Raw genomic sequence first — 23,802 nt, 5'->3', positions numbered from 1 at the left:
CCGGCACACTGGAACGATGACTCCGCCCGCCACCGTGACCCCGCACAGCGACACCGCTCCGGTGCTGCGCGATTTCGGTGGCGGGCCGTTCGGTGTCTACGTCCATGTGCCGTTCTGCGCGACCCGCTGCGGATACTGCGATTTCAACACCTACACCGCCGGCGAACTGGGCACTTCCGCCTCCCCGGAATCCTGGTCGGCCGGGTTGCGCCGGGAACTCGCGGCCGCGGCCGGACGGTTCGCGGAACTACCCAGCGCCACCCCACCGGTTGCGACCGTCTTCGTCGGCGGCGGCACACCGTCGCTGCTCGGCGCGGAGGGGCTGGCGGGCGTACTCGACGCGATCCGGTCCGAATTCGACCTGGCCCCGGACGCGGAGGTGACCACCGAATCGAATCCGGAATCGACCTCCCCCGAGTTCTTCGAACGCATCCGTGCGGCCGGGTTCACCCGCGTCTCGCTGGGGATGCAGTCGGCGGCATCCCATGTCCTGGCGGTTCTGGACCGCACGCATACGCCCGGACGCGCGGTGGCCGCCGCCCGGGAAGCCCGAGCCTCCGGGTTCGACCACGTCAATCTCGACCTGATCTACGGCACCCCCGGGGAACGCGACAGCGACCTCGACGCCAGCCTGGACGCCGTACTGGATGCCGGTGTGGACCATGTGTCGGCATACTCGCTCATCGTCGAAGACGGCACCGCCCTGGCCCGCCGGGTACGGCGCGGCGAACTCCCCGCACCCGACGACGACGTCCTGGCAGCGCGCTACGAACGCATCGACGCCCGCCTCGCCGCCGCGGGTCTCACCTGGTACGAGGTGTCGAACTGGGCAACCGATGATGCCGCCCGCTGCCGCCACAACCTCGGCTACTGGGACGGCGGTGACTGGCTGGGCGCGGGCCCGGGCGCACACAGTCACGTCGGGGGAGTCCGCTGGTGGAACGTGAAGCACCCGGCCCGCTATGCCGACCGCACCGTCACCGGCGGCCTGCCCGCCGCGGGCTGGGAAGCTCCCACGGCCGAGGACCGCTACTTGGAGCGGGTCATGCTCGCCCTGCGCCTGCGCACCGGCCTGCCGCTGTCCGATCTCGATTCCCCGGGCACAGTCGCCGCGCGAGAGGTTGTTGCCGACGGTTTGGCGTCGATACGCGACGACCGCCTGATCCTGACCGACCGCGGTCGCCTATTGGCAGACGGCGTGGTCCTGAAGCTGCTCGGCTGAGTGCTTGCCCACCCCGCTCGGTGCGCTGATCGCCGGCGGGTGATCGAGGCAAGTTATTCGAAGAGCGTCGAGTACAGGAGCATTCCCGCGAAGACGGTGAACAGCACCCCGATAACGCATTGGAACACCATGTAGAAGCGGCGACCGGGAAAATGCTCCCGCGGCTGCGGACCGAGCGCGCCGGCGAAAATCTTCGACAACGGTGACTGATAGTGCGTGCGGGTCAGATGCCGGTCGCGTACCGGAATCATGGCGTCCGCGAACCCGCGTTCCAGCCACGGCGCACCGATGACGAGGCGCATCTGCGCCCACACCGACGGGTAGGTACTGACTCGGACGTGATGGAGTCCGGGTGCGACCGGAATGAAATTCGCGCCCCACGAGGTGTCCGGGATCCTCTGTCCGTTCACTGTGATCCGCGGTTTGCACGCCAAGTAGGCGTAGGGCAGGAACGTCCACCGGTAGAACGACGCGTCGACGACGATGCCGGTCTCACCGGGCTCCGGAACATACTCGGGCATAGGTGTTTGCGGATCATGGCGGTACGGCAGGATGAAATCGGGCGGCAGCATAGTGCCCAGATAGGGCTGTCCGGGCGTGACCGGGCGGGGTGCCGGCGCTCCGGGAAAGGGATGCGCGGTGTGCTGCCCCGGCGGTGGGGTGAGCGGTGGCCGGTGCCGGTCTGCTGGGGTGTACATGAGCGTCCTGTATGCGGGAGTTGCCGAAGGAGTCGGGCGGTCGTGGGAGGGCGCGGTGCAGCCCAGCTCTCGTCTCTGTACTGCGGATATGCCGGAGACAGCGGTGGCCGCGGACATCCGGGGATTACGCGGGGGCCCCTTCGGGCGCGAGCAAAGTCTCGAGAATGGCGAGGAGGGCTTCCTTGTAGGGGCCCATATCCGTCAGCACTTTTTGCATCTTGGTGATCAACGTGGAGACTTTCACCGTCTCCGCCGCGATGCGGGTGGTCGCCTGAACAGCGACCACCGGTGCCGCCGTGCCACCGGAGAGTGCCAGCTCGATGGTCCAGCTGAAGAGTGCACCGTACAGCGCGGTGAGAATGCTGTGCACCATCGTTCGCACCGCATCGACGATTTTCGCGGTCTTCTCCATAATGGTCGCCAGCGCGGCAGCCGCACCGCCCGCCGCACCGATCTGATCGAGCAGGGTGGTCGCGTAATTGCGGTAGGCGATCGCGGTCTGCCCCGACCAGGTGGCGATTTCGCTGTCGATAGCGGACTGCCAGTCGGCACGGACGGCCGTGAGTTCCTTCGAGATCTCCGTCCACGTGCCCGCGTACGCTTCGACCATGTCCGGGTTGCCCATCAGTGAATCGAATGCCTTGCGCAGTGGTTCGACATGTTCGAGCATCCACGAGGCGATCTGGGTGCCGACGAAAGCAAGTGGGTCTTCGCTGATGCCGGCAGCCGTCGCGCCGACCCCGATCGCGCCGAGCGCGGAGTCCAGATAGGCGCCGTTGTTGAGATCCGAGACGATTTTCCACGCGTCGTAGGCGATGGTGCCCTCGAGAATTCCCCAGGGCCCTTCCTCGCCGGCCAAGCCGACGTTGTGGTGGAGAAAGGCGTCTTCCTGGAAATACTCTTCGCGGTAGTTGGTGCCTTCGACGACCAGTTCGTTGCCCTCCGGGGGCGCTTCGTCGTCGAAACCCGGCGTGTGTTCGTTCAGCCAATCCCCGATCTCGGTGGCCATCTAGAGTCCCCCCTTCGAATTCTCGATCGCTGTCTGCAACCCCTCGAGTGTTTGTGCGAAGGTGCCGTCTGTGCCCTCGAACGAGTCCGCGTCGGCGTTCAATTTCCCGGGAACTCCGGCGGCCTTCTCGGCCACCTTGCGGATCGCGGCCACCGTCGAAGCGTGATTATCGGACAGGATCCAATCGACGATCGGGCGCGGTATGGCGCCGTAGGCGTCATCGGCGGCGGCGATATAGCTCGCGGCCTCGAGCGCGGCGGTCGTGCGGGCCATCAAGCTCTGGACGCTGTCCGCATGCTTGCGCAGGCTTTCCGGGTCGACCTGCAAGGGGGGCGCTGCTTCGTTCGTCATCGTCGCTACCTCAGACCAGCCAGGACTTGTTCCGGTAGTACTCGCCTTCTTCGTCTTCGACATCGGGGATCAGCGATGTCGGAGTCGCGGGCGGCGGGGGCGGCGGCTGGTTGCGGCCCGGAGCGGGCGGTGTGGGTGGCGGGGGCGCCGGTGCGGGGTGCGTGGGCTCGGGCCGGGCAGATGCCGGGCGCGAGGCCGCCGGCCGGTTCGGCTGCGGTTCGTTCGGAATAGGTCCCGGACCGGCCGGTCGGTTCCAGGAGGGGGCGGGGTTCGGCTGGTCCGACCATATGGGTGCCGGCGCAGCGGACCCGGGCTGCGGCGGCGTGCTCTGCGGAGCCGAGGGCGCCGGGTGGGGAAGCCCCGGGGTGGTTGCGGGGTCGGCGAGGCGGTCGGCGAACTGCTCGATGATGGTGGCGCCGATCGGGTCGTCGCCGACCACCTCGTGGACCGTCGCCGTCACTTCGCGGCCCAGCGCGGCGCGGGCACGCGACAGGCAGGCCATCACGTCGGTGGACAGTGCGGCCGGGTTTCTGCGCCGGATCCCGTCGGTGAATCGGATATCGGTCGGCACGCCGTTGCTGTCGACGGTGACCCGGACACTGTTGTCGCCGGAGGTCTCGGTCACCGACAGTTGCGCGAGCCGGCCCTGGAGTACTTGGAACCGCTGGGCTTTCTGCTGCATCTGCTCGGCCCACCGGGCCAGGCCGGCAGCCGTTACCGATGGGTCGTCCGACACCGAAATCCCCCCTGGGTATTGGATTCTGCTGCGATCAGGGGGGACGTTATCACGGTCACCCGGCGGCTGTGCCGGGGTGGACGGGCCGCGCGGACTTAGACTGAGTGGTGAGCCCGGGTGTCCGAGCTGGGTTCGGAGAAGTCGGTGCGCCGCCGGCCGGCAACGACGGCGTACAGCACAGCGAGGAGGTGGGGTCGATGTCGAGCACCGAGGATCGGCGCTTCGAGGTCCTGCGGGCGATTGTCGCCGACTACGTCGCCACCAAGGAGCCGATCGGCTCGAAGACCCTGGTGGAACGGCACAACCTGGGCGTCTCCAGTGCGACCGTGCGCAACGATATGGCGGTCCTGGAGGCCGAGGGATACATCGCCCAGCCCCACACCAGCTCGGGGCGGATCCCCACCGACAAGGGCTATCGGCAGTTCGTGGACCGGATCGCCGAGGTGAAACCGCTGTCGGCGGCCGAGCGCAAGGCCATCATGCAGTTCCTGGAATCGGGGGTGGACCTCGACGATGTGCTGCGCCGCGGCGTCCGGTTGCTGGCCCAGCTCACCCGGCAGGTCGCGGTCGTCCAGTATCCGACGGTGTCCGCGTCGACGGTGCGCCACCTCGAGGTGGTGGCGCTCAATCCGGCACGGTTGCTGCTGGTGGTGATCACCGATACCGGCCGGGTCGATCAGCGCATCGTGGAGCTCGGCACCGTCGTCGACGACGAGGACCTCGCCGCGCTGCGCGGCATGCTCGGGGCGGCCATGGACGGTAAACGGCTCGCCTCGGCCTCCGCCGCGGTGGCCGAACTGCCGGAGCAGGCGCCGCCGCAGCTGCGGGATGTGCTGATCAAGGTTTCGACGGTGCTGGTGGAAACCCTGGTCGAGCATCCCGAGGAGCGGCTCGTGCTCGGTGGCACCGCCAACCTCACCCGCAATGCCGGCGATTTCGGCCTGCACGGTTCGCTGCGTACCGTCCTGGAAGCCCTCGAGGAGCAGGTCGTGGTCCTCAAACTGCTGGCCGCCGCCCAGCAGCCCGGGATGGTGACGGTGCGGATCGGCGAGGAGACCCAGGTCGAGGAGATGCGCGGCACTTCGGTCGTCACCACCGGCTACGGGGCCGCGGGTGCGGTTCTCGGCGGTATGGGGGTGCTCGGCCCCACCCGAATGGATTACCCGGGAACCATCGCCTCCGTCGCTGCCGTTGCCCGCTATATCGGCGAGGTGCTCGCCGAACGCTGAGGCGTGCGGACCCCGCGCGCCGCAGGCGCGCCATCGGACACTGTTACGCTCGGATATTCAGACGGCTAAAGTTGAGTCGACCCGACTTAGATCACGGCCGGGCGGCTACCGAATCCAACAGGAGTCATACGGCCGGCCGGGTGCGGCCGGGGCCGTGGACAGCGACCAAGGACTAAGAGAACTCAAGTGGCACGGGATTACTACGGACTGCTCGGTGTCGGCAAGGACGCCTCCGACCAAGAGCTCAAACGAGCGTACCGGAAACTGGCTCGCGAACTGCATCCCGACGTGAACCCCGACGAGGCCGCGCAGGCCCGGTTCAAAGAGGTCTCCGCGGCGTACGAGGTGCTGTCGGATCCCGAGAAACGCCGCATCGTCGATATGGGCGGCGATCCGCTGGACGCCGGCGGCGGAGCCGGTGGTTTCAGCGGTGCCGGGTTCGGCGGCCTGGGCGATGTGTTCGAGGCATTCTTCGGCGGGATGAGCGGTGGCGCCGGGGGCGGCGCACGCAAGGCCCGCGGCCGCGTCCAGCCCGGTGCCGATTCGCTGGTGCGCACCCGGCTCAGCCTGGCCGAATGCGCGGTCGGTGTGACCAAACACCTCACGGTCGACACCGCCATCCTCTGCGACCTCTGCAAGGGCGCGGGCACCAACGGCAATTCCAAACCGGTGCGTTGCGAAACCTGCGGCGGTGCCGGTGAGGTTCAGTCGGTACAGCGCTCCTTCCTCGGACAGGTGCTCACCTCCCGTCCCTGCCCGACCTGCCGCGGCGCCGGGGAAACCATTCCCGACCCCTGTCACAAATGCGGTGGCGACGGCCGGGTCCGGGCCCGCCGCGAGATCGCGGCCCCGATCCCGGCCGGGGTGGCCAACGGGATGCGGGTGCGGCTGGCCGCGCAGGGCGAGGTCGGCCCGGGCGGCGGTCATGCCGGTGATCTGTACGTCGAGATCGTGGAGCAGCCGCACGACGTGTTCGTCCGCGACGGCGACGATCTGCACTGCACGGTCCGGGTCCCGATGGTGGACGCCGCCCTCGGCACCACCGTGGTGATCGACACGATCCTGGACGGGCCCACCGAGCTCACCATCGCTCCCGGAACCCAGCCGGGCGAGATCTCGGTGCTGCGCGGGCACGGTATGCCGCGGCTGCGTTCCAGCGCGCGGGGCGATCTGATGGCGCATCTGGATATCGTCGTGCCTACCAAACTGGACGGTAAACAGGCCGATCTGCTGCGCAAGTACAAGGGTCTGCGCGGCCGGGACAAGGCCGAGGTGATGTCGGCGCAGTCCGAGCACAACAGCGGTCTGTTCGCCCGGTTGCGCGCCTCCTTCAGCGGACGCTGAGCCGATGGCCGCCCCGACCGTCTTCTATCTCGACGAGATCCCGGAGCCGGGCGGTATCGCGGTACTGGACGGCCCGGAGGGCCGGCATGCCGCGACGGTACGCCGGATCCGGGTCGGCGAGGCGATCAGTCTCTCCGACGGCCGCGGTGTGGTGGCGGAGACGGAGGTCGTCGCAGCGCAGAAACACCGGCTCGAACTGCTGGTGCGCGACCGCGGGCGCGCCGAACCGGTGTCCCCGGCGGTGACGGTGGTTCAGGCGCTGCCGAAATCCGAGCGTTCGGAACTGGCGGTCGAGTTGATGACCGAGGCCGGAGCGGATGTCGTCATCCCGTGGCAGGCGGCCCGCTGTGTCGCCGATTGGGAGGCCAAGGCCGATAAAGGCGTGGCGAAGTGGCGGGCGGCGGCCCGGGGCGCGGCGCGCCAGTCGCGCCGGGCCTATATCCCCGAGGTGACCGCCCTGCACCGCACGCCCGAAGTGGTCGACGCGGTGCGCGCGGCGAAGGCGCAGGGTGCGGTGGTTGCCGCATTGCACGAATCGGGGACCGGCGCCTTCACCGGTCTGCCGTGGTCCGCGGCTGCGGCGATCATGGTGATCGTCGGCCCGGAGGGCGGCCTCGACGACGCGGAGTTGACGGCGCTGGCCACCGCCGGTGCCGATGTGGTGCGGCTGGGGCCCACTGTTCTGCGCACGTCCACGGCGGCAGCGGTGGCGCTGGGCGCCCTCGGTGCGCTCACCTCCCGCTGGTGACGTTCCGGTGAACTCGGCGCGTACGACCGGTTCTGCGGGGTGCGGACCGCCGTAATTCGGGTGGGACCTGTCGGGTCCGAGAGTTAGACTCGGGGGCAGCGATACCGTTCGCGAGCAGAGCAAACAGTGCGCCTCACCCGCGCCTGTCGAGACCGGAAAGCAGGCCATAGCCACTACGTGCGATCACAAGGCGATATCGGCGATCAGAATCCCTCCGCGGCCGACAACGGCGCCTCCGGGCCCGCGGTCCGCACTGTCCGTTCCAGTATCGAGCTCGCGCCCGAGTCGGTGTTCCCTTTCCTCGGTTCGGCCGATGCGAATCTGCGTGAGCTCGAGAACTTGTTGTCCGCCGATATTCATGTCCGCGGCAATCTCGTCACCCTCACCGGTCCGGCCGCCGAGGTGGCGCTGGCCGAACGCGTCGTCGAACAGTTGGTGGCGCTGACCGGCCGTAACCGGGCCATCACCCCGGAAGCCGTGCGGCATACCGTGACCATGCTCACCGACGGCAGTGCCGAATCGCCGGCCGAGGTGCTGAGCCTGGATATCCTGTCGCGGCGCGGGAAGACCATCCGCCCGAAGACGCTGAACCAGAAACGCTATGTGGATGCGATCGACGAGAATACGATCGTATTCGGGATCGGCCCGGCCGGTACCGGCAAAACGTATCTGGCAATGGCGAAGGCCGTCCAGGCGCTGCAGTCCAAACAGGTCAATCGCATCATCCTCACCCGCCCGGCCGTCGAAGCCGGTGAACGCCTGGGCTTTCTCCCAGGCACGCTGAACGAGAAGATCGATCCGTACCTGCGCCCGCTGTACGACGCCCTGCACGACATGATGGACCCGGAAGCCATTCCGAAATTGATGGCGGCCGGCGTTATCGAGGTCGCGCCCCTGGCGTATATGCGTGGCCGGACCCTGAACGATTCGTTCATCATCCTGGACGAGGCGCAGAACACCACCGCGGAACAGATGAAGATGTTCCTGACGCGGCTGGGGTTCGGGTCGAAGATCGTGGTGACCGGCGATGTGACGCAGGTGGATCTGCCGCACGGCGCGCGGTCGGGTTTGCGGGCGGCCAGTGAGATCCTCACCCGGATCGAAGATATTCATTTCGCCGAACTCACCAGCAGCGATGTGGTGCGGCACCGGCTGGTCTCCGACATCGTCGACGCCTACGAGAAATTCGAGGCCGAAATGCGTCCGCCGGTGGGGCCGCCGCATATGTCCGGGAACAGGGCGCAACGGCGGGCGGCGGGCCGGGCGGCGCGGCAGTAAGGACTCCCGCCACGTTCGGTTCGTGGTGCGGCCCGCATCCGAGGTGTTGCGTCGCACTCGCACAGGTCGTGCGCGGGCGTCGGATAGGTGGGCGCCGACGCTACCCATTAGGCTGACCAGGTGAGTATCGAGATCGCCAACGAGTCGGGTATGGACGTGCCCGAGGAGGACCTTGTCGGTGTCGCGCGCTTCGTGATCGGCCGGATGGATGTGCACCCGGCGGCCGAGCTGTCGATGGTGCTGGTCGATCTCGACACCATGGCCGACCTGCATATGCGCTGGATGGATCTACCGGGGCCCACCGATGTGATGTCGTTCCCGATGGACGAACTCGAGCCCGGCGGTCGCCCCGACAGCCCGGAGCCCGGGCCTTCCATGCTCGGCGATATCGTGCTGTGCCCCGAGTTCGCCCTGGACCAGGCCGCCAAGGCCGGGCATTCGCTCGATCACGAACTCGCCCTGCTCACGGTGCACGGCGTACTCCATCTGCTCGGTTACGACCATGCCGAACCGGCCGAGGAGAAGGAGATGTTCACCCTGCAGGCCCGGCTGCTGGAGCAGTGGTACGAGGAGTTGCGGGAGGAGCAGCGCCGTGCCGAGCTGGCCGCGCGCGATGCCCGGCTGCTCGACAAAACGGGGTTCGTGGCGCCGGAAGAGGGCCGAACGCGGCCGGGTGACGCGCACGCGTGAACGAGATGATCCTGTTGTTGCTCGCCGTGTTGCTCTCGGCGGTGGGCGGGGTTTTCGCCGCCGTGGATTCGGCGCTGAACACCCTGTCGGTCGCCCGCCTCGACGATATGGCGCGTGGCGACCGGCCCGGAGCGGTGCGGTTGAGCCGGATCGTGGACGACCGGCCGCGCTATGTGAACCTCATGGTGCTGCTGCGCATCCTGTGCGAGATCAGTGCGACGGTGCTGCTGGCCGCGGCGCTGACCCGGTTCCTGGACGGTGCCTGGGCGCTGCTGGTCACCGCCGTCGTGATGGTGCTGGTCTCCTATGTGGTGATCGGGGTGGGCCCGCGCACGCTGGGCCGCCAGCACGCGTATTCGATCGCACTCACCGCGGGACTGCCACTGCAGTTCATCGGTGCACTGCTGGGCCCGCTGAGCCGGTTGCTGATCCTGCTCGGTAATGCCCTCACTCCCGGTAAAGGTTTCCGGAACGGGCCGTTCGCCTCCGAGATCGAACTACGCGAAGTGGTCGATATGGCGCGTGAACGCGGGGTGGTCGCCGACGACGAGCGCCGGATGATCCAGTCGGTATTCGAACTCGGTGATACCACCGCCCGGGCGGTGATGGTGCCGCGCACCGAAATGGTGTGGATCGAAGCCGATAAATCGGTGGCGCAGGCGATGTCGCTGGCGGTGCGCAGTGGGCATTCCCGTATTCCGGTGATCGGGGAAAACGTCGACGACATCCTCGGCGTGGTGTATCTGAAGGATCTGGTGCCCTACGCCGATCGCGGGCGCAGTGTGCGGGTGCGCGAGGTGATGCGCGACGCGGTGTTCATGCCCGATTCCAAAGCGCTCGACGATCTGCTCGACGAGATGCAGCGCCGGCGCAACCATATGGCCCTGCTGGTGGACGAGTACGGCGGTATCGCCGGGCTGGTGACCATCGAGGATGTGCTCGAGGAGATCGTGGGCGAGATCGCCGACGAATACGACACCGACGAGACCCCGCCGATCGAGGAGCTGGAACCGGGCCGCTATCGGGTGTCGGCGCGGCTGCCGATCGCCGATCTGGGCGAGCTGTACGGGTTGCCGATCGGTGAGGAAGAAGTGGATACCGTCGGCGGTCTGCTCGCGTACGAACTGGGACGGGTGCCGCTGCCGGGCGTGGAGGTCGTCGCGCACGGGCTCGAACTACGCGGTGAGGGCGGTGCGGACGCCCGCGGACGGGTCCGGGTGCACACCGTGGTGGTGACCCGGGCGCCGGAACAGACTACGGAAACCGATGCGGAGCCGGACCGGGACCGCCCGTCCGCCCGAACCGACGAGGGAGCAGGCCATGACTGAACTGGACGCCGAGGACAACAAACTGCTGGTGCTGGCGCGGGGAGCGCTGGGGCGGACCGGCGGTGGCGCGGGCGCGGCGATCCGCGATACCGACGGCCGCACCTACGCCGCGGGTGAGGTGGGGTTGCAGGCGTTGCGGCTCACGGCATTGCAGTCGGCGGTGGCGGCGGCGATCTCCAGCGGTGCGGAGGGATTCGAGGCAGCTGTCGTGGTGGGCGGTAAGTTCGCCGATGCGGGGGTAACGGCGGTGCGTGAGGTGTCCGCGGGGGCGCGGATCGTCTTCGCCGACACCTCGGGTGCGGTTTTCGATATCGCCGAGGGCTACGAGGCCACCGATGCCTGAATCCGGTGAGCGGGAATTCCGGTCCGGTTTCGTCTGTTTCGTCGGCCGCCCGAATACGGGTAAATCGACGCTGACCAACGCCCTGGTGGGGGCGAAGATCGCGATCACCAGTTCGCGGCCGCAGACCACCCGCCATACCATCCGGGGGATCGTGCACCGGGAACACACCCAGTTGATCCTGGTGGACACTCCGGGCCTGCACCGGCCTCGCACGCTGCTGGGGCAGCGACTCAACGATCTCGTGCGCGATACCTATTCCGAGGTCGATGTGATCGCGCTGTGTATTCCGGCGGACGAGAAGATCGGTCCCGGGGATCGCTGGATCGTGCAGCAGGTGCGGCAGATGGCGCCGAAGACCACGCTGCTCGGGGTGGTCACCAAGATCGACAAGGTCGGCCGGGATCAGATCGCGAAGCAATTGCTCGCGGTGTCCGAACTGCTCGGCCCGGATACCGATGTCATTCCGGTGTCGGCCGTCAAGGGGGAGCAGGTCGAGTTGCTGGTCGATCTGATCGCGTCGAAGATGCCGCCGGGGCCGGCGTTCTATCCCGACGGTGAGCTCACCGACGAGCCCGAGGAAACCCTGATGGCCGAGCTCATCCGGGAAGCCGCACTGGAGGGGGTGCGCGACGAACTGCCGCATTCGCTGGCGGTGGTGATCGAAGAGGTGCTGGCGCGCGAGGAGCGCGAGGACATGCTCGATGTGCACGCGTTGCTGTACGTGGAGCGGCCGAGCCAGAAGGCGATCATCATCGGAAAAGGCGGCGCGCGCCTGAAAGAAGTCGGCACCAACGCGCGCAAACAGATCGAACATATCCTCGGCACCCGTATCTACCTGCATCTGCACGTGAAGATCGCCAAGGATTGGCAGCGCGACCCGAAGCAATTGGGCAAACTCGGCTTCTGAGCCGGGCGGCCGAACCTGCGATGTCGCAGCGGGTTTCGGTTTCCTCGAAATGAGGCCGGCGGAGACGTGCCGAACTCGTCGCCGCCGATGGGTGCGTCGGAGCCGGGCCCCGCCGAGCCGTGACTGCCGACTTCTTTTCGACGCCGAATGTTGGCTCAGGCTTCGGCTTGCTCGGGTAGCGCCGGTTGGACTAGGCCGATATGCTTCGGCCCAGTACCCGAAACCATCGGAGCGAAACCACTTTTGATCCGACGATTCGGTAACGGGGCACGATGGGGTGTCGGATGCGGGCTCGGCGTCGAGCCGGCAGGAGTTGGCGCGAGCGGGGGTACCCGGCTTATGTATGAATCGGTGGTTGCGGGCCGTCCGGGTCGGCCCGGACCGGCGGACCGGCGGCATTGGACGCTCCCTGCGCTGGCACTGGCGATATCGGTAACGGCCGGTGTCGGGCTGGTCGCCGGCGCCATGCTCTCGGTGGCCCCGGCCGACCGGATGCTCACGGCCATATGGATTTCCGTCGCCGTGGTCACCGCTTGCACCGCCGTCACCACCGCGGTCTACGTGCGCGGCCTGTTCGTGGCCGAACAGCAGCGCCGGGCGGAAACGGCGCACCTGCTGTCCCGGGCGGAGGCCCGGGTCGCGGCCGCCGAACAGGCCGTTGCCGTGGAGAAGGAGGCCACCGCGGCCAGTGAGCGGCGCCGTTCGGCGGCCATCGCGGCATTGGCGAACGCATCCGGCCGGATGCAGTCCATGACCACCAGCATGCTCGCCGAACTGCAGGACCTGGAACATCGATACGCCGACCAGGCCGTACTGGCCGATCTGCTGAAACTCGATCACGCCACCGCCCAGGCCGGTCGGCTGGCCGACAGTATCGCCATACTCAGCGGCGCGCGCACCGGCCGCCGCTGGGCGAAACCGATCGTGATGGAGCGGGTGCTGCGCGCGGCCATCGGGCGGGTCGGCGGCTATCAGCGAGTGCGGATGCGGGCGATCGCCGATATCGCGATCGCCGGGCACGCCGCCGAGGGGGTTATCCATGCCCTGTCCGAACTGGTCGACAACGCCTGCCGTTTCTCGCCCCCCACCACCGAGGTGCACATCTACGCAGCGGAGATCCCGGCCGGCGTGGTGGTGACGATCGAGGACAGCGGGCTGGTGATGAGCGAAACCTCGCTGCGCCGCGCGCAGAACACGGTATCGGGGACGGCGGACGAGACAGAGGGGCTCTCATCGCTCAACGGCACCCGGTTCGGGCTGGCGGTCGTCGGCCGGCTCGCCCGCAAACACGGTCTCACCGTGAGCTACCGGCCGTCGGCCATCGGCGGTACCGCGGCGGTCGTGATGATCCCTCGCGACCTCACCGCCCGCATCGAACCGCCGGCCACCCCGGCACTGCCGGCCGGGCATTCCGCGGGGCAGTCCGGGTTGCCGCCGGGGCTGCCCACCGGGGCCGGTCCGTTCGGACCGGTCTCCGATACCGGTTCCGGCTACGCGACCGTCCCAGGGCCCGTCGATGGGTCCGCGGATACCGGGGTGTACCACCGCAGCACCGGCGATCCGGATCGGTCGCCGTACACGTCGGGCCGCCATCAGGTCACGCAGTACACCTCGGGACAGTTTCCGGCAGTGATACCGGAGATCTCGGCGACCACCACAACCGCCCTGCCCAAACGCCGCCGGGGCAGCACCCTGGCCGCCGCCCACCCCGAAGGTCTGCCCGACCGGTCCGGCCGCGACTCCGCCGCCGGTTCCGCACCGGAGGACACGGCCGCAAACCTCCGATCGATGCCTTCGGCCATGGGGGCGTTCCAACGCGCGGTCACCGGTCGGGCGGAGGAGGATTCCCAGCCCTTCGGCGGGCCTATCCGGCTGCCCGGCGACGGCGCCGCGCAGCCGGCGCGTCATTCCACGACAACCGACTGGGAGAACGATCGATGACGATGACATCGGATCCGGCGCAGCTGGATTGGCTGCTACAGCGCCTGCTGAGCGAAACCGCCGGTGCCCGGCACGCGGTCCTGCTCGCCGAAGACGGTATCCAGCTGTGCCATACCGCCGGATTGTCGATGGATCAGGCCGATCGGCTCGCCGCCATCGCCTCCGGCGTGCAGGCCCTGGCCGGTAGCGCCTCCGCGGAGTTCGGCAACGGCCGCGGCGGGGTGCGGCAGTCGATGACCGAGTTCTACGGCGGGATCCTGTTCATCGTCGGCGCCGGTGCGGGCGCCCAGATCGCGGTCCTGGCCGATGACGACGCCGACGCCGGCCTGGTCGGCGCGCAGATGGCGGCGCTGATCGAACAGGTCGGGGAGTATCTGTCCGCACCGCCGCGGGGGAGCAGAGCGAGACTGCTGTGAACCGCCCCGGCCGCGACGACGAACCCGACCGTTTCTACACCCTCACCGGCGGCCGTGCCGCCCCCACCACCGAAGAATTCGATCCCGTCACCCTGGTGGTCAGTGAATGCGCGCCCGCACCGGCGATGCAGCGCGAACACGTGGCCATCCTGACCATGTGCCGGCAGCCGACCGCGGTGGTGGAGATCGCCGCCGAATTGCGGCTGCCGATCGGTATCGCGGCGGTTCTGGTCGCGGATCTGCTGCACACCGGCAAAGTCACCGTGCGCCATCCCGAACTCGCCGCGGGACCCTACGGCGACACATTCGATATCGACATGCTCGAGAAGGTGCTAGTTGGACTCCGTAGCCTTTGACGACCGCCCCACTCGTGCCCGCGCGCCGCTGGCCGGTTCGGTGCGGCACGGACTGAAAGTCGTTGTCGTCGGCGGCTTCGGGGTGGGAAAGACGACCATGGTCCGCTCGGTGAGCGAGATCCAGCCGCTGGATACCGAAGCGGTGATGACCGATGCCGGTGCCGGCGTGGACGACCTGTCCGGAGTGACCGGAAAATCCACCACCACGGTCGCCTTCGACTTCGGGCGGATCACCCTGTCCGGCGAATACGTGCTGTACGTGTTCGGCGCACCCGGACAGGAACGGTTCTGGTTCCTGTGGGACCGGCTGTTCACCGGCGCGCTGGGCGCGGTGGTGCTCGTGGACCCGCGGCGGATCAGCGATTCCTGGTACGCCATCGACCGGCTCGAATATCAGGGCACACCGTTCGTGGTCGCGTGCAACTCTTTCGAGCCCGTCCCGTCCCCGCTGGATGCGGTCCGCGACGCCCTCGACCTCGATCCGCACGTTCCGTTGTTCGGCTGCGACGCGCGCTCCCGGGAATCGAGCAAACAGGTGCTCATCGGCCTCGTCGAACATCTCATCGAACGGCAGGCCCGGGCGGAGGTGCGACCGTGACGGGTACGGAGTACAACGTGGGTGTGCCGGCCGCGAGTTGCCCGGCGGCGCAACCGGGTGCGGTCCGGCTCGACGGCCCCGGATTCCACACCGACCCCGCACTGCTCTACACCCGGATGCGGGCCGGCCACGGCCCGGTCGTGGCGGTGGAACTCATCGGCGGGATCCCCGCGTGGCTGGTGATCGGGTACCGGGAACTGCATCAGGTCACCACGGACGGTTTGTTGTTCCCGCGCGATTCGGCGCTGTGGAACCAGTGGCCGGCCATTCCGCCGGATTGGCCGCTGCTGCCGATGGTGGGCCGCCCGCAACCGGGGATCTATTTCACCGCCGGCGCCGCGCACGCCCGCCATGTGGCCCTGGTGGAACCGGCCCTGGAATCGGTGGACCCGTTCGCATTGCGCAGCGCCTGCGAGCAGTTCGCCGACGGCCTGATCGACCGCTTCTGCGGTCGCGGCCACGCGGATGTGGTCACCGAATTCGCCGAACTGCTTCCGGTGCTGACCCTGGCGTGGATCCTGGGCGTACCCGAGTCCGACGGTCCGTATCTGGCGCAGACCATGCAGACGCTGTGTGACGGCGGCCCCGAGGCTCCCGCCGCCTACCAGCGTTTCGTCGAGTACATGCAGAAGTTGCTGGCGCAGAAGAAACTCCAGCCGGGCCGGGATCTGGTGTCGCGCATGCTGGCCGATCCCGCATCGTTCGCGGACGAAGAATATGTATTGAATATGCAGTCGGTCACCGCGGCCGGGCATCTGCCGACCGCCGACTGGATCGGCAATTCGATCCGCCTCATGCTGGTCGATGATCGGTTCGCCGCCGCGTTCGGGGCGGCCCGGCACAGTATCGGGCAGGCCATGACCGAAGTGCTCTGGGAAGATACGCCGACCCAGATCCTGGCCGGCCGCTGGGTGGCGCGCGATACCCGGCTCGGCGAGGTACTGGTCCGCCGTGGCGATTTGGTGCTGCTCGGCCTGGCCGCCGCCAATTCCGATCCGCATATCCGCCAGTACACCGGTGACGGCGCCGACCCGGCGCATTCCGGCAACGCCGCACATTTCGCTTTCGGGCACGGCGAATACCGCTGCCCCTTCCCGGCCCAGCAGATCGCCGAGATCATCGCCCGCACGGGTATCGAGGTCCTGCTCGACCGGCTACCCGATCTCGACCTGGCGGTTCCCGCCGAATCCCTGGTCCGCCGGCCTTCTCCCTTCCTGCGCGGGTTCGCCTCTCTCCCAGTCCGTTTCACACCTGTTCCCGCCGTTGGAGGTGGCTCGTGAGCCAGCAATGCCCGCATACCGCGGCCCTGACCATCGACCCCATGGTCGCCGATCTGGCGGGGGAGACCCGCACGCTGTGCGAGGGCCCGGAAATCACCAAGATCGACCTGTTGGGTGCCCCGGCGTGGACGGTCACCAGGCACAACTTGGCGCGGCAACTCCTCGGCGACACCCGCCTGGTCAAAGACCACACGCAATGGAATCTGTGGCAGTCCGGTGCGGTGACCCGGGAATGGCCGCTGATCGGCATGATCGACGCGGGCCGCTCCATGTTCACCGTCGACGGGGCCGAACACCGCCGCCTGCGTATCAAGACCACCCGCGCGCTGGCGCCGCGCCGCCTGGGCGCACTGCGGCCCAAGATCGAACAGTTCACCGCCGAACTCCTCGACGATCTGGCAGCGGCCGGCGCCGGCGGCGTGGTGGACCTGAAGCAGGTTTTCGCCTACCCGCTGCCCATGCGGGTGATCAGTGAACTGATGGGGGTTCCGCGCACCGATCACACCTACCTGCTCGAGTCGTACAAGAAGTTCTTCTCGCTGCTCACCCCGCACGACGAGCGGATGCGGATCTTCACCGAACTCGACGACTACTACACCGGCCTCATCCGGGAGAAGACCGCGAACCCGGCCGACGACCTCACCTCCGATTTCATCCACGATGTCGCCGATGGCGAAACCCCGCTCACCGAGGAAGAAGTGCACGGCAACCTCAAGGCGCTGGTCGCCGCGGGACACGAAACCACCGTCAGCCTGATCGTCATGACCACCCGCGCCCTGCTCGGTCACCCGGAACAGCTCGCCGCGATCCGGGCCGGGGAACGCACCTGGGAGGAAGCGATCGAGGAGACACTGCGCTGGGACGGTCCCGTCATCCACCTGCTGATGCGTTTCGCCACCGAGGACATCACTGCCGGCGGTGCCACCATCGAGAAAGGCGACGGTGTGGTCATGTCCTACCGCGCCATCGGCCGCGACCGGACCCTGCACGGCGCAGACGCCGACACCTTCGATATCACCCGCCCGACCGCGAACCGCAATATCTCCTTCGGTTACGGCCCGCATATCTGCCCGGGCGCCGCCCTGGCCCGGCTGGAGGCCGCCATCGCCCTACCCGCCCTGTTCGACCGTTTCCCGAACCTGCGCGCCGATATCTCCCTCGCCGAACACGGCAACCTGCCCGTGCTGACCCAGAACGATCCCGCGCCCTTCCCGGTCCATCTCGGAACCTAGAGCGCCCCGGCACGTCCGGCAGCCCGCGTCGTGGCAACATGCCCGGGTTTCCGGCCGACGCCGAATTCGGCTCGGTCGATGAGGTGACGAGTTCGGCGAAGCTTTCGCCCGGCCGGCCGCGCCGCACGCCGGCCCGAACCCGCGATGCCGGGGCGGCGCCAATAGACTGACCCGCGTGCAGTTGTACAGGGACCATGCGGTGGTGCTGCGCCAGCATAAGCTGGGCGAAGCCGATCGCATCGTCACACTGCTGACCAGGCAACACGGAGTGGTACGGGCGGTGGCGAAGGGGGTGCGCCGGACGAAGTCGAAGTTCGGGGCGCGGCTGGAGCCATTCGCCTATGTCGATATCCAGCTGCACCCCGGCCGCAGCCTCGACACGGTGACCCAGGTGCATACCGTGGAGGCATTCGCGACCGCGATCGTCGCCGATTACGGTCGCTACACCACCGCCTGCGCGGTCCTGGAAACCGCCGAACGCCTGGCCGGGGAGGAACGCGCTCCCGTCCCGCGGCTGCACACCCTCACCGCGGGCGCTCTGCGCGCCATCGCCGCCGGGGAACGCCCGCACGAACTCGTCCTCGACGCCTTCCTGCTGCGTGCCATGGACTACGCCGGCTGGGCCCCCGCCATCGACGAATGCGCGCGCTGCGCCACTCCCGGCCCGCATCGCGCGTTCCATATCGGTGCCGGCGGCGCGGTCTGCGTGCATTGCCGACCGGCCGGTGCCGCCACTCCGGCACCCGCGGTTTTCGATCATCTGCTGGCCCTGCGGCACGGCCGCTGGGACCGGGTCGCGGATATCCCGGAATCGGCTCGCCGCCAGGCAGGTGGCCTGATCGCCGCCCATCTGCAATGGCATCTGGAACGTGAACTACGCACTCTTCCCCTGATCGAGCGCTCTGTCCAGTGACTTTCCCCATCCGCGGTGAGCCCACCGTTCGCACGGATACACTGCGCTGATGGCCGAGGAACTCAGTACGCCCGAGCGCGTCCACGCGTATCTCGCCAGGGTACTCGGAACCGACCGCCGATTCCGGATCCTCGAATGCCGTTTCGGCTGGGTGTGTCGGCCTGTGCTGTCGGAAGCAGAGGTGGAGCAGGGCCGCGGACTCGGGATGGGCAACTATGTCGTGAACAGTGCCAGCGGCGTGGTGACGGCGCACCGCAGCCTGCCGCCTGTGCTGATCGGCGAAGAATACGATCGAGCTGTCGCGGCCGGTGAGCCTGTTCCGGGTTATCAGGTGTACCCACCTGCACAGTGACCGCAGCACTCGGCGCACGCGCTCGCGCGCTCTCGAGGTCGGGCGTTATGGGTTCTGCTCCGTCGGCCGCTCGGCGCGGACGGCGGAGGGGCTGCGTCCGTAGCGTTCCCGGAATGCCGAGCTGAATGCGCTGACCGAGGAGAATCCACACCGGTAGGCGATATCGGTGATGGTCGGGGGCCGCGGCCCCGGACTGCGTAGGTACGCCATGGCACGGGTCAGACGTTCTTCCTTGATCAACCGCCGCGGGCTGGTTCCGGCTTGCTGCAGGGCTAGCTGGATCTGGCGTACCGACCATCCGAGCGCCTGCGCGACGACATGCCCGTCCAGGCCGGGGTCGAGCGCGTGGGCGCGTACGTAGCGGCGGATACTCGCTTCCACGTCGGCGAGATGGGGGCGGGCTGTCGGAGCATTGTCGCCGACCAGCAGCATGCATACCAGCTCGACGAGACGATCGCAGACCGCGTCGAATTCGCCGGCGGTGAATTCGTGTCGTTGGGTGAACAGTCCGCCGGCCATATCGCTGACAACTCGTCCCAGGCCGGTTCGGAAATCGATGTGGTTGAGCGCGACAGCCGTGTCGCCGATTCGTATGTCGATCTCGCGGCGAGGGATGGTCAGGGCGAATCCCGCCGAGTCCGGGGGCTGATGGATCCCGATCGGCTTCGCCATAGTGAACAGGGCCGCGTCTCCGGGTTCCGCGGATATCCTGGTTTCGCCGACGTCGAGTCGGATAGGGCCGTATACGGGGAACAACAGCCGGTAGTCGTCGTCGGGGTCGGCGCGGATATGCGCGCGCGTCCGCCGGTACACGATCGGCCGGGACTGCCATCCGACCAATTGGTAGGTGGCACTACGTTGCCGGACCGCCCGGCCCGCGAAATCGTCGCGCCGGTAGTCGTCCGCGCCGAGGCGGCATTGATAGACGGTCAGGAGGTCGAGCCAGTAGTCGATCCGTTCCGCGCGCGCGATATCCCGCGTATCCGTGTTGTCCACGAGGTAGTTGTCGTCGGTCGAGTTCATGATTCGGTGCGGATGCTGGAGGGAGCCCGGCCGTAGCGTTCCCGGAACGAGGAGCTGAAAGCACTGACCGACGAGAAGCCGAGGCGGTGGGCGAGTTCGGTGACGGTCATATCCCGATAGCCGGGGTTGCGCAGGTATTCCATTGCTCTGGCGAGACGTTCCTCTTTGATCAGCCGGCGCGGTGTGGTGCCCGATTGCTGTAAAGCGAGTTGTACCTGACGTAGTGACCAGCCCAGTGCGTGCGCAACGGCGTGCCCGTCCAGTGTCGGATCGTCGGCATGCTCGCGGACGTAGCGGCGGATACCGGCTTCGAGCTCGGCCAGATGCGGGCGTTCGGTGGGGGTGTCGCCGGTCTCCAGCAGGCACAGGAGTTCGACGGCCCGGTCGCATATTGCGTCGAACTGAGGGCCGGTGAGGTTGTGGCGCTCGGTGAACAGGCCGGTGATCATTTCGCGGACCACTCGTCCGAGACCGGACCTCAGATCGATACCCGTGATGATCGGGCGGTCGCTGTCGAGCCGGCGGTCGACCTCGTTGCGTGGAATGGTCAGTCCGAGGGCGACGGTCGTAGCGTCTTGGCCCAGCCGGAACGGCTCGGACATAGGCGCGACCGCTGCCCAGCCGGTGCCGAAGGTGGCATCGATATCGGGGGTGCTCAGCTGGAGTGCGCCCCGGGCCGGGAACATCAGCCGATAGTCATGGTCGGGATCGTGCCGGATATTGCGCGGGCTGCGACGATACCGCGATTCATCGGACCGCCAAGCAACCAGTTGATAGGAACTCGTCCGTTGTCGCTCGGCATGCGCACGGAAGGTGCGTCGTCTACCGCCCTCGAAGGTCAGCGCACATTGGTAGTCATCGATGATGTGGACCCAGTAGTCGACCTGCTCTCCCTCTTCGACATCTTGAGTGTTCGTCGAGTCGACGATGTAGGCGTTGTGTGTCATCCCTGTTGTGTCTCGTCCGCCGTGGTCCTGCGTACAGGCTAACGGACGGGGTGTAATGCCGGTATTGTCCCGAATGTGCGCATTGTTGTAATTTCTGTGCGCGAGAGAAAAAGCCGTGGCATCGCGACGGATCTATCCTCACGATGGTGATAACCGGCGAACCGGCGCGGACCGATGAGATGCTGCTCGAACAGGTCGACACCCTGCTGATGGCGTTCGGCGTCCGGCGGGAGCGAATGCGCGAACTACTCGATGATCTGGATCGGCTGCGGGTCGAGGCGGTTTCGGATGATGGCCTGGTACGCGTCGTCGTCGACGCCGACGGTGCTGTCGTCCGCACCGAGGTCGGTGCCGCAGCGCTGACCGGCCCGTCCGAAGCTCTCGGGGCCGCGTTCACCGAAGCCGCCCGCGAAGCTGCCGCCGCTGCCCGCGGCCGATGTGCGGAACTGCTCGCGCTGTTGGGATCCCACGTGCCGGTGGCAGGTGCGGAGGCGGCATTGCGGTAGCCCGGTCGTGGTGGAGATTCGGGCCGCGCGCACAACTGTGCGCCCCGCGGCAATTTTCGTGCGCTCCGGTGTAACGCCACGCAGCGCTCGTCGTCCTAGGGTTCCGGTATCGCAGGGATGCCGCCCGTTGGCCGGGCCGTCTCCGCAACCGATCCGAGAGGAGGGCACTTGAGGATGCAGGACCATTCCCCACTGCATGACGCACTCCGCGATCAGATCGATCAGCTGACCACCGCGTTCGAATCGCAGCAGAAACAGCTGGCCGAGATCAGGCAGCAGTTGGCCGTGTACCGAGTGGCGGCCAATTCATCCGACGGTCTGGTGGAGGTGACCGTGGACGCCGAGGGGACAGTAGTGCAGACCAGAGTGACTGCCAAGGCGATGCGCAGTACCCCGCAAAAGCTGGAGTTCGCAATAACCGAGGCGGCCCGTGCGGCCGCGGCCGCGGCCCGGGAGCACCACGAATCTGTGCTGTCTCCACTGTTGAACGAGGCCGATGCGGCGCCCGACCTTCCGGACCTTTTGCCGGGGGCGGCGAGTTTCAGCGAACTCCGGGAGTCCCTGCTGGGCTGGGGTGCCTCGGTGGAAGAGGTAAGACCGTACGGGCCGTCTGGTTCTTCTCATGTGCGGTGAGCGGGACCACCGACGAATACTGTTGATGCCTCGAGCTTTGCCGAGAAGCCCGGAAGGGAAGCTTCGAGGAGTCTGACATGGGCGGTTCATTATCGGTCGACCTTGCCGGGCTCCGCGCCGCGGCCGCGGGGCAGGGCGATATCGCCGAACGAGCCATGCTCGTGGCCGCGGAATTGAAAGCCGCTATCGCGAGCGTGGGTGCGGCCTGGGGTTCCGACAAACCGGGGAAGACCTTCGAGGAGTTCTATCTGCCGAGTTCGGAGCAGGTCGTCGAGGTATTCGATCAGATGGTCTCCGTCCTGGACGAACTCGGTACGGGTTTGGTCGAAACCGCGGGCGCGTTCGAAGCCAGGGATCTCGATTCCGGTAACCACATCAGTCCTCGCGACCCGTTCACCTGGAACCCGGTCACGGCCGAGCCCACGGCGGCGTCACCCGGATTCGTGCCTGCCGGAAGACCGGCCGAGCGCGTCGGGTCGCTCGTTCCGGAGCAGCGTGAAATGCCGCCGTCCTCGGCCGATTCGGCGGAGCCGCCCGGCGACGGCCGTACTGTCGCCGCGGAACCGGACCGGGATCGGCAACCGGACTCCGAGGACGCACAGCATCCCCGACTGCCGGAGAGCGCCGGTCCGGAAATTCCAGGTCCGGAGCAGACAGGACAGGTGCCGGTGGTGCCGCCGGCCGGTCCCGCGAACCAGCGAACACCGGAAGGGAAACCGGCCGAACCGCACTCAGCTGTCCGCCCGGCAAGCGCATCGATATCACCGGCAACCGGAAACGGTGGACAGACCGGGGCGACCCCGTGGTCCAGCGCGCCGCCGAAGGACGCAGGAAGTCCGCCGAGGCGAGCGGTTTCCGCGCCGCAATCACCGAGCCGGGCGGGCGAGCCGCTGCCGCCCCGGCCGGTGGCGCCCCAGCCCCCTCCACGCCGGAAACCGGAGCAATCTGCTCCGGCCCGACCCGGGCAGCGAACTGGGTCCAAAGCTGCGCCGGGCAAGCCGGAGAAAGCTCGTCCGGCCACGCGCCCGGAGCCGGTACCCGCACGGGCCACGACGCCGGAAGCACTGCGGATCGCGTATGAGATGGCAGCTCGGCACGGCCTGAGTACGGTCGGCTTCGAATCGGCCGGGATCGGCGAACCCGCGGTCCGGGAATTGGCCGCTGCCCTGGACCAGGTGCTCACCACCCATCATGTGCTCGACCTCCGGGTGGTGGAAATCGCGGACATCTCGGACGGTTCGACAGCGTGTATTCGCTGGGACCGCGTGGGCGGCGACGAAGGGCCCGTGGCCGATGCCGCCCGACTTGTCCTCGACCGCGCGAAAATCGTTGAGCCGCTCCCAGAGCCCACCGGGGAGACCGTGCGACGAGTGGCCGGCCCGATCCACGCGGCGGTGATCCGCGAGCTGGGCCGGGCCTTGGACGCCATGGGCGGGCACGCCGCGCAGCGCAGGGTTCAGCGCACGCTGATCCGTTATTTCGTCGAGAACGCCGACCCGCAGGCACCCCGGAAGTCGCTGGGCCGTTTGACGGCCGACTACCGGAAGTGGCGGCACACCCTTCCGGGCGCGGGGGCAGACATACGGGAATTCGACCCGGCGGCGCTTCTGGTGGAAGCGTTTGCCGAGGTCGTCACGGGGCCGCCCGCTCCCGGCAGTGCCGCTGCGTCACTGCACCGACTGCTTGTCGAAACAGCCGCCGGCGCTCGGTGACTCCCGCCCG

General features: G+C 67.8%; 26 protein-coding genes. 20 read left to right on the top strand and 6 right to left on the bottom strand.

The window, feature by feature from the left end; all coding sequences use genetic code 11:
- Positions 1-16: 16 nt before the first annotated feature.
- Positions 17-1,222 (top strand): radical SAM family heme chaperone HemW, encoded by a 1,206-nt coding sequence (gene hemW, locus IU448_RS19710; RefSeq protein ID WP_195057137.1) that lies wholly within the window; start codon positions 17-19, stop codon positions 1,220-1,222.
- Positions 1,223-1,275: 53 nt separating this feature from the next.
- Here hemW and IU448_RS19705 read toward each other — a convergent pair whose 3' ends face one another.
- From IU448_RS19705 to IU448_RS19690, 4 genes are all read right to left on the bottom strand, one after another.
- Positions 1,276-1,920: a hypothetical protein gene (locus tag IU448_RS19705; RefSeq protein ID WP_195057136.1), complete on the bottom strand. Its 645-nt coding sequence runs from the start codon at positions 1,918-1,920 to the stop codon at positions 1,276-1,278.
- 124 nt (positions 1,921-2,044) lie between these two features.
- The gene (locus tag IU448_RS19700; RefSeq protein WP_195057135.1) at positions 2,045-2,929 is read right to left on the bottom strand and encodes a WXG100 family type VII secretion target; all 885 of its coding nucleotides are present in this window, start codon (positions 2,927-2,929) and stop codon (positions 2,045-2,047) included.
- Positions 2,930-3,280 carry a type VII secretion target gene (locus IU448_RS19695; RefSeq protein ID WP_195057134.1) on the bottom strand — a complete coding sequence of 117 codons (351 nt, stop codon included), beginning with the start codon at positions 3,278-3,280 and terminating at the stop codon, positions 2,930-2,932.
- Positions 3,281-3,290: 10 nt separating this feature from the next.
- A complete protein-coding gene (locus IU448_RS19690; RefSeq protein ID WP_195057133.1) occupies positions 3,291-4,016 on the bottom strand; it encodes a YbaB/EbfC family nucleoid-associated protein in 726 nt (241 codons plus the stop codon).
- Between the two features lie 197 nt (positions 4,017-4,213).
- On the opposite strand from IU448_RS19690, the gene hrcA reads away from it, so the two are divergent.
- From hrcA to IU448_RS19610, 16 genes are all read left to right on the top strand, one after another.
- Entirely contained in the window at positions 4,214-5,245 is a 1,032-nt protein-coding gene (hrcA, locus tag IU448_RS19685) for a heat-inducible transcriptional repressor HrcA (protein ID WP_195057132.1), read from the top strand.
- Positions 5,246-5,431: 186 nt separating this feature from the next.
- A complete protein-coding gene (gene dnaJ / locus IU448_RS19680) occupies positions 5,432-6,589 on the top strand; it encodes a molecular chaperone DnaJ (RefSeq protein ID WP_195057131.1) in 1,158 nt (385 codons plus the stop codon).
- 4 nt (positions 6,590-6,593) lie between these two features.
- Positions 6,594-7,337 (top strand): 16S rRNA (uracil(1498)-N(3))-methyltransferase, encoded by a 744-nt coding sequence (locus IU448_RS19675; protein WP_195057130.1) that lies wholly within the window; start codon positions 6,594-6,596, stop codon positions 7,335-7,337.
- Between the two features lie 177 nt (positions 7,338-7,514).
- Entirely contained in the window at positions 7,515-8,615 is a 1,101-nt protein-coding gene (locus IU448_RS19670) for a PhoH family protein (protein WP_280458718.1), read from the top strand.
- A 120-nt stretch (positions 8,616-8,735) separates the two neighbouring features.
- On the top strand, positions 8,736-9,305 hold the full coding sequence (ybeY, locus tag IU448_RS19665) for an rRNA maturation RNase YbeY (RefSeq protein ID WP_195057129.1): 570 nt from the start codon (positions 8,736-8,738) through the stop codon (positions 9,303-9,305).
- A gap of 5 nt (positions 9,306-9,310) precedes the next feature.
- Positions 9,311-10,633, top strand: coding sequence for a hemolysin family protein (locus IU448_RS19660; RefSeq protein WP_195057459.1), 1,323 nt, complete (start codon positions 9,311-9,313; stop codon positions 10,631-10,633).
- Positions 10,626-10,976, top strand: coding sequence for a cytidine deaminase (locus IU448_RS19655; RefSeq protein WP_195057128.1), 351 nt, complete (start codon positions 10,626-10,628; stop codon positions 10,974-10,976). The genes IU448_RS19660 and IU448_RS19655 overlap by 8 nt, the downstream gene beginning before the upstream one ends.
- Positions 10,969-11,883 (top strand): GTPase Era, encoded by a 915-nt coding sequence (era, locus tag IU448_RS19650; RefSeq protein ID WP_195057127.1) that lies wholly within the window; start codon positions 10,969-10,971, stop codon positions 11,881-11,883. Before IU448_RS19655 ends, era begins: the two co-directional genes overlap by 8 nt.
- A 339-nt stretch (positions 11,884-12,222) precedes the next feature.
- A complete protein-coding gene (locus IU448_RS19645; protein WP_195057126.1) occupies positions 12,223-13,824 on the top strand; it encodes an ATP-binding protein in 1,602 nt (533 codons plus the stop codon).
- Positions 13,821-14,240: a roadblock/LC7 domain-containing protein gene (locus IU448_RS19640; protein ID WP_228813639.1), complete on the top strand. Its 420-nt coding sequence runs from the start codon at positions 13,821-13,823 to the stop codon at positions 14,238-14,240. The genes IU448_RS19645 and IU448_RS19640 overlap by 4 nt, the downstream gene beginning before the upstream one ends.
- On the top strand, positions 14,237-14,596 hold the full coding sequence (locus IU448_RS19635) for a DUF742 domain-containing protein (RefSeq protein WP_195057125.1): 360 nt from the start codon (positions 14,237-14,239) through the stop codon (positions 14,594-14,596). Before IU448_RS19640 ends, IU448_RS19635 begins: the two co-directional genes overlap by 4 nt.
- The gene (locus IU448_RS19630) at positions 14,577-15,194 is read left to right on the top strand and encodes an ATP/GTP-binding protein (protein ID WP_195057124.1); all 618 of its coding nucleotides are present in this window, start codon (positions 14,577-14,579) and stop codon (positions 15,192-15,194) included. The genes IU448_RS19635 and IU448_RS19630 overlap by 20 nt, the downstream gene beginning before the upstream one ends.
- Positions 15,191-16,474 carry a cytochrome P450 gene (locus IU448_RS19625; RefSeq protein WP_267467174.1) on the top strand — a complete coding sequence of 428 codons (1,284 nt, stop codon included), beginning with the start codon at positions 15,191-15,193 and terminating at the stop codon, positions 16,472-16,474. The genes IU448_RS19630 and IU448_RS19625 overlap by 4 nt, the downstream gene beginning before the upstream one ends.
- On the top strand, positions 16,471-17,706 hold the full coding sequence (locus IU448_RS19620; RefSeq protein WP_324188643.1) for a cytochrome P450: 1,236 nt from the start codon (positions 16,471-16,473) through the stop codon (positions 17,704-17,706). Before IU448_RS19625 ends, IU448_RS19620 begins: the two co-directional genes overlap by 4 nt.
- Positions 17,707-17,881: 175 nt before the next feature.
- Positions 17,882-18,619: a DNA repair protein RecO gene (gene recO / locus IU448_RS19615; protein ID WP_195057123.1), complete on the top strand. Its 738-nt coding sequence runs from the start codon at positions 17,882-17,884 to the stop codon at positions 18,617-18,619.
- Positions 18,620-18,668: 49 nt separating this feature from the next.
- Entirely contained in the window at positions 18,669-18,971 is a 303-nt protein-coding gene (locus tag IU448_RS19610) for a hypothetical protein (protein ID WP_195057122.1), read from the top strand.
- Between the two features lie 45 nt (positions 18,972-19,016).
- On the opposite strand, the gene IU448_RS19605 is transcribed toward IU448_RS19610, so the two are convergent.
- Entirely contained in the window at positions 19,017-19,994 is a 978-nt protein-coding gene (locus IU448_RS19605; RefSeq protein ID WP_195057121.1) for a helix-turn-helix domain-containing protein, read from the bottom strand.
- The gene (locus IU448_RS19600) at positions 19,991-20,941 is read right to left on the bottom strand and encodes a helix-turn-helix domain-containing protein (RefSeq protein WP_195057120.1); all 951 of its coding nucleotides are present in this window, start codon (positions 20,939-20,941) and stop codon (positions 19,991-19,993) included. The genes IU448_RS19605 and IU448_RS19600 overlap by 4 nt, the downstream gene beginning before the upstream one ends.
- Positions 20,942-21,084: 143 nt before the next feature.
- On the opposite strand from IU448_RS19600, the gene IU448_RS19595 reads away from it, so the two are divergent.
- The 3 genes from IU448_RS19595 to IU448_RS19585 all read left to right on the top strand — a co-directional run bounded on the left by IU448_RS19595 (position 21,085) and on the right by IU448_RS19585 (position 23,792).
- Positions 21,085-21,447, top strand: a complete 363-nt coding sequence (locus IU448_RS19595; protein WP_195057119.1) for a YbaB/EbfC family nucleoid-associated protein — start codon at positions 21,085-21,087, stop codon at positions 21,445-21,447.
- Positions 21,448-21,621: 174 nt separating this feature from the next.
- Positions 21,622-22,080: a YbaB/EbfC family nucleoid-associated protein gene (locus tag IU448_RS19590; RefSeq protein WP_195057118.1), complete on the top strand. Its 459-nt coding sequence runs from the start codon at positions 21,622-21,624 to the stop codon at positions 22,078-22,080.
- A 77-nt stretch (positions 22,081-22,157) separates the two neighbouring features.
- Positions 22,158-23,792, top strand: coding sequence for a WXG100 family type VII secretion target (locus IU448_RS19585; protein ID WP_195057117.1), 1,635 nt, complete (start codon positions 22,158-22,160; stop codon positions 23,790-23,792).
- The last annotated feature ends 10 nt before the right edge of the window (positions 23,793-23,802 follow it).

This window comes from Nocardia flavorosea (assembly GCF_015477805.1).
Lineage (GTDB): Bacteria > Actinomycetota > Actinomycetes > Mycobacteriales > Mycobacteriaceae > Nocardia > Nocardia flavorosea_A.
Note: the sequence above shows the minus strand (reverse complement) of the source record. Positions and strands in the feature narration are given on the sequence as shown.